We start from the raw sequence: 9,362 nt of genomic DNA, 5'->3' as shown, positions 1-9,362 counted from the left end.
GTCAGGTGAGGTCGAAGCCTTTGGCGCGGATGAAGGCGCCGAAGCCGGCGCGTTCGGGACGGGAATACTGGCGGGCCTTGTCCTCGGACCAGCCGTAGTCCTCGGCCGGGCCTTCTTCCTGCGCGAAGCGTTGCTTCGTATAAGGCTGGGCCGCGGCCCGGCGGCGGTCGTAGGCGTCCACGGTGTCGCGCAGGCCGTCCTCGTCGAAGCGGTCGACATGGACGGTCGCCTGCACAGGCAGGCGCATGCTCACCTTCGGCTCGGCCGCGGGCCAGCCGAGGGCCAGGCCCGCGACCGGAAACACGTGGTCGGGCAGGCCGAGCAGGTCGCCGATCTCGGCGGCGCGGTTGCGGACCGCGCTGACCGGGCAGCAGCCCAGGCCGACCGCCTCGGCGGCGGCCACCAGCGCGGACAGGGCGATCGCGCCGTCCACGGCCGCGTTGAAGAAGGCGTCGAGATGGTCGTTGACGAAGGGCCGGCCCCGCCATTCGTGGAGCTGCCGCTGGCGCCGGTTGTTGGCGCAGACCACGACGAAGGCCGGGGCGCCGCGCACCCACGCCTCGCCGCCGACGAGGTCGTCGACGGCGCGCCGGAGGCCGGGGTCGGCGACGATCACGACGTCGCGCTGCTGCAGGTCGCTCTTGGTCGGGGCCGCGAGCGCCACGGCGCACAGCAGGCGGAGCAGCGCGGGGTCCACGGGATCGGGCCGGAACTCGCGGTGCGAGCCGCGGCCGGCGGCGCGCAGCAGCGCGTCCAGCCCCGGCAGCGCCGGGTCGACCTCCACCGCCTCGCCGAAGCGGGCCGCGAGCACGGCGCGCAGCCGCGCCGCCAGGGAACCGGACATGGGAGCCTCCATGCGTCAGGGTCGCGAGGTCAGGGTCTTGCGCCGCCCCGCAGGCCGCCGGTGCGGCGGTACCAGGCGACGGTGCGGGACAGGCCCTCCTCCAGGCCGACCTGGGGCCGCCAGCCCATGGCCAGCAGGTGGCGCGCGTCCAGGGCCTTGCGCGGCATGCCGTCGGGGCGGGTCACGTCGCAGACGATGCGGCCGGTCCAGCCGCAGGCCGCGGCCACCAGCTCGGCCAGGCGGCGGATCGTCACCGTGCTGCCGCCGGCGATGTTGACGGGGTCCTCGCCGGAATGGCGCTCCATCAGGAAGACCAGGGCGTCGGCCGCGTCGTCGACGTAGAGGAACTCACGCTCCGGCGTGCCGGTGCCCCAGATCCCGATCTCGTCCCGGCCGGCGGCGCGCGCCTCCTCGACCTTGCGGATCAGGGCCGGGACGACGTGGCTCGCGGCCGGGTCGAAGTTGTCGCCGGGGCCGAACAGGTTGGTCGGCACCGCCGTCACGAAGTCGCAGCCGTGCTGGCGCCGGTAGGCCTGGGCCAGCTTCAGCCCCGCGATCTTCGCGACCGCGTACCACTGGTTCGTCGGCTCCAGCGGGCCGGTCAGCAGGCTGTCCTCGCGGATCGGCTGGGCCGCCTCGCGCGGGTACATGCAGGACGAGCCCAGCATCATCAGGCGCGCCACGCCGGCGCGCCGCGCGCCCTCGACGACGTTCGCCTCGATCATGAGGTTGTCGTAGAGGAATTCCGCCGGGCGCGTGTCGTTGGCGAGGATGCCGCCGACCGTCGCGGCCGCAAGGAACACCGCGTCCGGACGGTGGCGGTCCAGCCACGCCTCGACCGCGTCCTGGCGGCGCAGGTCGAGATCGGCGCGCGCGACGGTCAGAACCTCCGCCCCCGCGCCTTCCAGGCGCCGGACCAGGGCCGAGCCGAGCATGCCGGCATGGCCGGCGACCCAGACCCGGCGGCCGTGCAGGCGGAAGGCAGGTTCAGACATTGGAATAGAGGCTGTTGCGGATCATCGCGTAGCCCTTCACCAGCTCGCGGATGCCGTCGTCCAGGCTGTGGGCGGGGCGGTAGCCGGTCGCCTCGATCCGGGCGTTGGAGACGATGTAGTCGCGCTTGTCCGGGTCCTCGCCGACCGGCGCCTCCATCGTCACGAAGCCGGGGACGTGCGCGGCGATCTTCGCGCACAGCTCCGCCTTGGACAGGTTGGCGTCCGACAGGCCGACATTGTAGGGCCGGCCACGCATCGCATCGAAATTGTCGAGGCCGTGCAGGAAGGCGCGGGCCACGTCGCGGATATGGATGTAGTTGCGCTTGAAATGCGCCTCGAACAGCACGACGAAGCGGTCGTTGACCGCCCGGTACACGAAGTCGTTGACCAGCAGGTCGAGCCGCATGCGGGGCGCCATGCCGAACACGGTCGCAAGCCGGAAGCTGATGGAGTTCTCCCGCTCCAGCACCATGCGCTCGGCCTCGACCTTGTCGACGCCGTAGCGCGAGATCGGGCGCAGCGGCGTCTCCTCGGTGCAGAACTTGCCGGCCTCGCCGACGCCGTAGCCGCTGTTGGTGACCGGCATCAGGATGCGCTGCGCCGGGCTCATCATCGCGATCATGGAGGCGATCGCGTCCTTGTTGGTCGTCGTCGCGGCGATCGGGTCCTTGTTGCACAGGGGCGCGCCGACCAGGGCCGCCAGCGGGATCACGACGTCGGCCCCGGCGACGAGGCGGCGCATCGTGGCCTCGTCGCGGACGTCGCCGTTCACGACCGAGAAGTTGGGGTCGGCGCAGCAGGACGCGAGGCTGTTCTGCTTCCACAGGAAATTGTCGATCACCGCGACCCGGTGGCCGGCCGCCAGCAATGCGGGGACCAGGATCGAGCCGAGATAGCCGGCGCCGCCGGTCACGAGGATGCTGTGGGTCATGGGACGGTCTCTCAGCGGCAGGCGCGGTCGAGCACCCGGTGCAGGGTCTCGATCTGCTCGGTCAGGTCGAAGGGGTGGTTGCCGACGAAGAAGCCGAAGTCGTGGGCGAGGTCGGCGTTGGTCATCGGACCGACGGTGTCGTAGTCGTAGTGCCGGATCACGTCGTGGCGCAGGAAGTTGCCGCCGGTGATGATGCGGTAGCCGATGTCGGCCTGCTTCAGGGCCCCCAGCACGCGCGCGCGGTCGGGCCGGCGCGCCGGGTTGAGGACGATCGGGAAGCAGAAGCTGGAGCTTCTGCCGTTCTCGCGCTGGATCACGAAGCGATCGTCGCCGCCGAACAGGCGGTTGAACAGGGCGAGGTTGCGCCGGCGCTGCTCGGTGAAGCCCGGCAGCTTCTTGAGCTGCTCGATCCCGATCGCGCCGCTCATCTCCAGCGGGCGCAGGTTGTAGCCGGGCACGATGAAGCGGTAGGCCTCGAAGAAGTCGTCGGAGCGGCGCTCGAAGATCGGGCTGTCGGGCGGCAGGTCGCGGGTCCAGCCATGGGCGCGCACGGCCTTCAGCAGATGGGCCAGCTCCTCGTCGTCGGTCACGACCATGCCGCCTTCCATGGTCGAGATGTGGTGCGAGAAGAAGAAGCTGAAGGTGCCGAGATCGCCGAAGGTGCCGGCCTTGCGCCCGTTCAGCTCGGCGTCCATGGACTCGCAGTTGTCCTCCAGCAGGTAGAGGCCGTGGCGGTCGCAGAACGCCCGCATCACGTCGAGGGCGGCCGGGTTGCCGAGGATGCTGACCGCGACCACCATGCGGGTGCGCGGGGTCAGGGCCTCCTCCAGCCGGCTCACGTCCATGTTGAGGCTGTCGAGCTCGACGTCGACGAAGCGCAGCTTCAGCCCGTATTGCTGGAGCGGGTGGTAGGTCGTGCTCCAGGAGATCGCGGGCACGATCGCCTCGTCGCCGCGCTGCAGCGGCCGGTCCTTGCGGTAGAACAGCGCCGCGACCGCCGCCAGGTTGGCGGACGAGCCGGAATTGACCATCACCGCGTGGCGCGAGCCGAAATACTCCGCGAAGCGGCGCTCCATCTCCTTGACGTTGTCGCCCATGGTGAAGCGGTTGCTGGCGACGACGCGGGAGATGGCGTCGATCTCCTCCTGGCCCCAGGTGCTCGCGGCAAGCTCGTAGAACATGCTCGGGTCCGTTCTTCCTGTGTGGTGGGGCGATATGGTGGGGCGGCTCAGAACGGGCCGCGGAACTGGGTCTGGTAGGCGAGGCGCGCGCGCTCGGGATCGGGCGTCCACTCCGCCCCGCCGGGACGCGCCAGCCGGTAGGCCGCCGACGCGATCGTCGAGGGGTTGGGGTAGAAGCGCGCCTCCAGCGACGGCGTGGTCGGGCAGGTCGTCGGCGCGAAGCCCATGCGCCGCACCTCGATCCCGGCCCCCGGCCCCGCCTCCTCGCACACGCGGGCGACGATCTCGGCGCTGGCCCCGCAGCTCGTCCAGGCGTTGTCGACCACGATCAGGCGCCGGGTGCGCCGGGCCGAGGCGAGGATCGTCGCGTGGTCGAGCGGGACGAGGGAGATCGGGTCCACCACCTCGGCCGAGATGCCGGCCTCGGCCAGCAGCTCGGCCGCGCGCAGGCATTCCACCACCATGTTGGAGACGCCGACCAGAGTGACGTCGGAGCCTTCGCGGCACACGCGCGCCCGGCCGAACTCGACCTCGAAGGGCGCCTCGGGCACGTAGGCCTCGGTGCCGTAGAGCAGCCGGTGCTCGACGAAGACGACGGGGTTGTCGTCGCGGATCGCCGCGATCATGCAGCCCTTGGCGTCGTGGGCGTTGGAGGGCGCCACGACCTTGAGGCCGGGGACGTGCATGAACATCGCGTGCAGGCCCTGGGAGTGCTGCGCACCCTGCCCCCAGGACTTGCCGATCATGCTGCGCACGACCATCGGCACCCGCACGCGGCCGCCGTACATGTAGTGCGCCTTGGCGGCGATGTTGACGAGCTGGTTCATGCACAGCATCAGGAAGTCCATGCGGATGTGCACGTGCACCGGCCGCATGCCCGCCATCGCCGCGCCGATCGCCACGCCGGTCATCGCGTCCTCGGACAGCGGGGTCGTGAACACCCGCTCGGGCCCGAACCGCTCGACCAGGCCGGCCGTGCTGCCCTGGATCGCCTTGTGGTCGTCGACGTCGAGGCCGAAGACGAAGACGCGCCCGTCGCGCTCCATCTCCTGGGCGACCGCCTCGCGCAGCGCGTCGACGTAGCGCAGCAGCCGCTGCCCCCCTTCATGCCCGCCTTCATGCGAAAACATGGGTGAACAGCTCCTCTTCGTCGGGGAAGGGGCTCGCCTCGGCGAAGGCGAAGGCCTCGGCGATCTCGCGCTCGATGTCGGCGTCGATCGCGGCGCGCCCGGCGTCGGGCAGCAGCGCGCCCAGACGGGCGACCTGGTCGCCTGCCTCCCAGCGCTCCATCTCCGCGCGCGGGCGGTAGCCGGCGGCGTAGTCCTCGGCCGGGCCGACATGCTCGCGCCAGCGCCAGGTGTGGCATTCCAGGAAGGCGGGCCCGCCGCCCGCGCGCATCTCCGCGACCAGGCCGGCGGCGAGGCCGCGCAGCGCGAAGACGTCGGGCTCGGCGAGGCGGTGGGCCGGCATGCCGTAGGTCGCGACGCGCTCGCACAGGCGGTCGGTCGCCCAGCGCTTGGCCAGCGGCGTGTGGATCGCGAAGAAGTTGTTCTCGCACACGAACAGGATCGGCAGGCGGTGCAGGGCCGCGAAGTTCAGGCTTTCGTGGAAGACGCCCTCCTCGGTGGCGCCGTCGCCGAAGAACACCGCGACCACCCGGCCCGCCCCTTCCCGCTTCGCCGCCAGCGCGTGGCCGAGCGCGATCGGGATGTGGGTCCCGACCACGGCCGAGGCGCCGAGCACGTTGCGCTCGGCCCCGATCAGGTGCATCGAGCCGCCCTTGCCGGCGGCGCAGCCCGTCGCCTTGCCGTACATCTCGGCGATCATGGCGGGCAGGTCGGCGCCCTTGGCGAGGTAGACGGCATGCCCGCGATAGCTGCCGGCGACGACGTCGTCCTCGCGCAGCACGTCGATGACGCCGACCGACACCGCCTCCTGGCCGATCGAGAGGTGGACCGGGCTCTTGATCCGGTCGGTGGGATAGACCTCCGCCACCGCCTCCTCGACCCGGCGGATGCGTCTCATCGACCGGTACAGGCGCCCGATATCGTCCGGACCGATGCCCGCCGGCACCATGGGCGTCGCCATGGGCAGCCTCCCAAGCTCGCGGCCGGCGCCCGGAAAGGAACGGGGCGCGGCACGCTCGTTTCGCATACAAAGCAGATCTTCCACGAAGATGGTAACTCATTCGTAACCACGGCCGGGTTCCCGAGAAAAATCGGCGGCGTCGGGTAGCACCGGAAAGAGCACCCCTTCAGAGGCCGGCGGCCCGAAGGCGCAGGGCTGGAATGTTCCTCGCGCGGCGCTGTTCATGCGTCGACAGACAATCGCCCACTTCGACCACCCACTTCGACCACCCACTTCGACAAGGACAGGAGTCCACGCATGCGCAAGGAGCTTCTCGGCGCCATTTCCGCGCTCGCCCTCATGACCGGTGCCGCCTACGCGCAGGACGCGGGCAGCACGCAGCAGGCCCAGCCCCAGGCGGGCCAGGCCCAGACCGGCCAAGCCCAGACCCAGACCCCGCCCCCGGCCGACCAGGCGCAGACCGGGCAGGCGCAGACCGGGCAGGCGCAGACCGGGCAGGTGCAGACCGGGCAGGCCCAGAGCGGCCAGACCCAGCCCCCGGCCGGCCAGACGCAGACCGATCAGGCCCAGACCGGGCAGACGCAGCCCGCCGAGGAAGGCGAGGCCCAGGTGGAGATCATTCCGCCCGAGGGCGAAGCCGAGGTCGAAGTGGAGACCGAGGCCCCCGACGCCGAGGCCCAGGCCGAGACCGAGGTCCAGACCGAGACCGAAGGCCAGGCGGACGTGCAGGTGATCCCGCCCGAGGGTGAGGCCGACGGCGAGGCCGACGTGCAGGTGATCGAGCCCGCGGAGGACGCGGAGGCGGAGGTGCAGACCGAGGCCTCGCAGACGATGGCCGCCGGCGCGACCAATGTCGACGAGCTGATGGGCATGAGCGTCGTCGGTTCCGACGGCGAGGAGCTGGGCGAGATCGAGGACGTCATCCTGGACGCCGAGAGCGGCGAGGCGCAGCAGGTCGTCATCGCCAGCGGCGGCTTCCTCGGCCTCGGCGAGCGCCGCATCGCGGTCGAGTACAGCGAGCTGCAGATCGAGCCGGGCGCGGACGCGGTCCAGGCGATGGGGCTGACCCAGCAGAGCGTCGAGAGCATGCCCGAGTTCGAGTACGGCGAGAACGTCGTCTCGGTGACCCGGCCGGCCGCGGAAGCCGGCGCCGAGGCCGAGGCGGAAGTCGACGCCGTCGTCGAGTAGGCGCTGCCTCACCGACCCCGGTAAGGACGGAACCCCCGCAGCGCCGCTGCGGGGGTTTTTTCATTGCCTCAGTCGCCGGCGCCGCTCCGCGGCTCGGCTTTCGCCCCTGACGGGGCGGGGGCGCAGTCGCGCCCCTGAGCGTCTCCGGATGAACCGGAGACGCTAGGCCGCCCGGATCCCGGTCAGGAACTGGTCGACCGCCGCCTTCAGGCGTCCGGATTCGCCCGACAGGTCCCGGGCGGCGGCGAGGACCTGGGAGGCGGAATCGCCCGTCCGGTTCGCCGCCACCGTCACCTGCGTCACGTTGGACGACACCTCGCGGGTCGCCGACGCCGCCTGCTGGACGTTGCGGGTGATCTCCTGCGTCGCGGCCGACTGCTCCTCGATCGCCGAGGCGACGGTGGTCGAGATCTCGCTCATGGTGCCGATGACCCCGCCGATGCTGCCGATCGCCTCGACGGCGCCGTTGGTCGCCTGCTGGATGCCGGTGATCTGGGTCGCGATCTCCTCGGTCGCGCGCGCGGTCTGGTTGGCCAGCGCCTTCACCTCCGAGGCCACGACGGCGAAGCCCTTGCCCGCTTCCCCGGCGCGCGCCGCCTCGATCGTCGCGTTGAGGGCCAGGAGGTTGGTCTGGCTGGCGATGTCGTTGATGAGGGTCACGACCTCGCCGATCCTGCGCACCGCCTCGGCGAGGCCGAGGACCGACGTGTTGGTCCGGCCGGCCTCGCGCACGGCCTGGTCGGCGATCTGGGACGACCGGTCGACCTGACGGCCGATCTCGACGATCGAGGCGCTCATCTCCTCCGCCGCCGCCGCCACGGTCTGGACGTTCGCCGAGGTCTGCTCGGAGGCCGCGGCTGCCGCGGCCGCCTCGCGGTTCGTCTCCTCCGCGATCGCCGACATGGCGCCGGCGGTCGCCTCGAGCTGGCCGCAGGCGGCGTTGACGGTCTGGAGCAGGCTGTGGACGGACCCGTCGAAGTCCCGCACCAGCGATTCGATCGCCTCGGCGCGGCGGAGCTGCTGGGCGCTGCGCTCGCGTTCCTGCTCCTCCATGCCGCGGTTGGCGAGGGCGCTGGCCTTGAACACCGCCAGCGACTGGGCGAGCTTGCCGATCTCGTCCCGGCGGTCCGCGCCGGCAACGTCGATCTCCAGATCCCCCTCCGCCAGCCGCGCCATCAGGCGGGTGATCGCCCCCAGCGGCGCGGAGACGCCGGCGGTCACGACGTAGAACGCGAAGCCCGCGGCGACCAGCCCGGCCGCGACGACGGCGGCCATGACCCAGAGCGACAGGACATAGGCGGCATCGCTGGCCTCATAGGCCTCGCGCGCCTGGGTGAGCTGGATCTCGATCAGGCCGTTGATCGCCTCGGTCAGGGGATCGACGGCGGGATACAGCTCGGCCGTCACGAAGCGGTCGAGCTCCCCGCGGTCCTGGCGCCCCAGGGCCTGCGCTAGCATGCTCACCGCGGCGTCGGCCGCCCCGAACGCGCCTTCGACCCTGTCGGCCAGTTGCCGCTCCTCGGCGTTCATGCGCGTGGCCCGGTAGGCGTCCCAGCGTTCGCCGATCTCCCGCCTGGCACGATCGACCGCCGTCAGCGCCTGGTCCGCCGTCGCAGCACCGGCACGCACCTTATGGGCCATGTCGACGATGCTGATGGCGTAGCTGTCGGACACCGACTTCAGGTCGCGCAACGGCACGACCCTGTCGTAATAGACGGACCGCAACCCGTCGCTCGATACCTTCAGCGCAATCCAGCCGGTCGCCGCGACTGCCACCAGCACAACGCAGAGCGCCAGGAGGGCCGCCAGCAGTTTCGCCTTGATAGTTCCCACTTTGTTTCCCCATGGAGAGAATTCGAAACTTTTGTTGCTGTGTATTTACGTATAGAGAAATTAATTGGATGTTTGGCACCTTGACGGCCCAGGCATGCAGAAGTTTCATAAGGCTATTAACTGTATTTTATGAAATTTGGCCGTTCCGTCGGATGCCGCCCCTGTCGCTAACAAGTCAAGTTGTCCGGCGGCCGTAACAAGTGAGTTGTCCGCTTCGTTCACGATCCGGTCCGGGGGGCATGCCCCCCGGACCGGATCGTGCGGCGTGGAAGCGTGTCACGCCGCCTGGGTTTGGACGGCCC

General features: G+C 70.8%; 8 protein-coding genes. 1 reads left to right on the top strand and 7 read right to left on the bottom strand.

Annotated elements, in window-relative coordinates:
* Nucleotide 1: 1 nt before the first annotated feature.
* Genes VGO20_RS23045 through VGO20_RS23020 form a run of 6 tightly spaced genes read right to left on the bottom strand, consistent with a single transcriptional unit; the run spans nt 2 to nt 6,039 of the window.
* Nucleotides 2–844 carry a nitroreductase family protein gene (locus VGO20_RS23045; protein ID WP_327504740.1) on the bottom strand — a complete coding sequence of 281 codons (843 nt, stop codon included), beginning with the start codon at nt 842–844 and terminating at the stop codon, nt 2–4.
* 29 nt (nt 845–873) lie between these two features.
* Complete coding sequence (locus VGO20_RS23040) at nt 874–1,839, bottom strand: GDP-L-fucose synthase family protein (RefSeq protein ID WP_327504739.1); 966 nt, start codon at nt 1,837–1,839, stop codon at nt 874–876.
* A complete protein-coding gene (locus VGO20_RS23035) occupies nt 1,832–2,770 on the bottom strand; it encodes an NAD-dependent epimerase/dehydratase family protein (protein WP_327504738.1) in 939 nt (312 codons plus the stop codon). The genes VGO20_RS23040 and VGO20_RS23035 overlap by 8 nt, the downstream gene beginning before the upstream one ends.
* Before the next feature lie 11 nt (nt 2,771–2,781).
* A complete protein-coding gene (locus VGO20_RS23030; RefSeq protein WP_327504737.1) occupies nt 2,782–3,951 on the bottom strand; it encodes a DegT/DnrJ/EryC1/StrS family aminotransferase in 1,170 nt (389 codons plus the stop codon).
* A 47-nt stretch (nt 3,952–3,998) separates the two neighbouring features.
* Complete coding sequence (locus tag VGO20_RS23025; protein ID WP_327504735.1) at nt 3,999–5,081, bottom strand: alpha-ketoacid dehydrogenase subunit beta; 1,083 nt, start codon at nt 5,079–5,081, stop codon at nt 3,999–4,001.
* A complete protein-coding gene (locus VGO20_RS23020) occupies nt 5,068–6,039 on the bottom strand; it encodes a thiamine pyrophosphate-dependent dehydrogenase E1 component subunit alpha (RefSeq protein WP_327504734.1) in 972 nt (323 codons plus the stop codon). Before VGO20_RS23020 ends, VGO20_RS23025 begins: the two co-directional genes overlap by 14 nt.
* Before the next feature lie 297 nt (nt 6,040–6,336).
* Between VGO20_RS23020 and VGO20_RS23015 the strand changes: the two genes are divergently transcribed.
* Nucleotides 6,337–7,227, top strand: a complete 891-nt coding sequence (locus VGO20_RS23015; protein WP_327504733.1) for a PRC-barrel domain-containing protein — start codon at nt 6,337–6,339, stop codon at nt 7,225–7,227.
* A gap of 162 nt (nt 7,228–7,389) precedes the next feature.
* On the opposite strand, the gene VGO20_RS23010 is transcribed toward VGO20_RS23015, so the two are convergent.
* Nucleotides 7,390–9,060, bottom strand: coding sequence for a methyl-accepting chemotaxis protein (locus tag VGO20_RS23010; protein WP_327504732.1), 1,671 nt, complete (start codon nt 9,058–9,060; stop codon nt 7,390–7,392).
* Between the last annotated feature and the right edge of the window lie 302 nt (nt 9,061–9,362).

Origin of the sequence: Arenibaculum sp. (genome assembly GCF_035998295.1) — a bacterium.
GTDB lineage: Bacteria > Pseudomonadota > Alphaproteobacteria > Azospirillales > Azospirillaceae > DASYHS01.
The sequence above is the reverse complement of the archived record's forward strand: the minus strand, read 5'-3'. Positions and strand labels throughout refer to the sequence as shown.

Bases quoted from the DNA above. Each gene is read 5' to 3' on its own strand.
- VGO20_RS23045 (WP_327504740.1), bottom strand. From the start codon at position 844: ATGTCCGGTTCCCTGGCGGCGCGGCTGCGCGCCGTGCTCGCGGCCCGC.
- VGO20_RS23040 (WP_327504739.1), bottom strand. From the start codon at position 1,839: ATGTCTGAACCTGCCTTCCGCCTGCACGGCCGCCGGGTCTGGGTCGCC.
- VGO20_RS23035 (WP_327504738.1), bottom strand. From the start codon at position 2,770: ATGACCCACAGCATCCTCGTGACCGGCGGCGCCGGCTATCTCGGCTCG.
- VGO20_RS23030 (WP_327504737.1), bottom strand. From the start codon at position 3,951: ATGTTCTACGAGCTTGCCGCGAGCACCTGGGGCCAGGAGGAGATCGAC.
- VGO20_RS23025 (WP_327504735.1), bottom strand. From the start codon at position 5,081: ATGTTTTCGCATGAAGGCGGGCATGAAGGGGGGCAGCGGCTGCTGCGC.
- VGO20_RS23020 (WP_327504734.1), bottom strand. From the start codon at position 6,039: ATGGCGACGCCCATGGTGCCGGCGGGCATCGGTCCGGACGATATCGGG.
- VGO20_RS23015 (WP_327504733.1), top strand. From the start codon at position 6,337: ATGCGCAAGGAGCTTCTCGGCGCCATTTCCGCGCTCGCCCTCATGACC.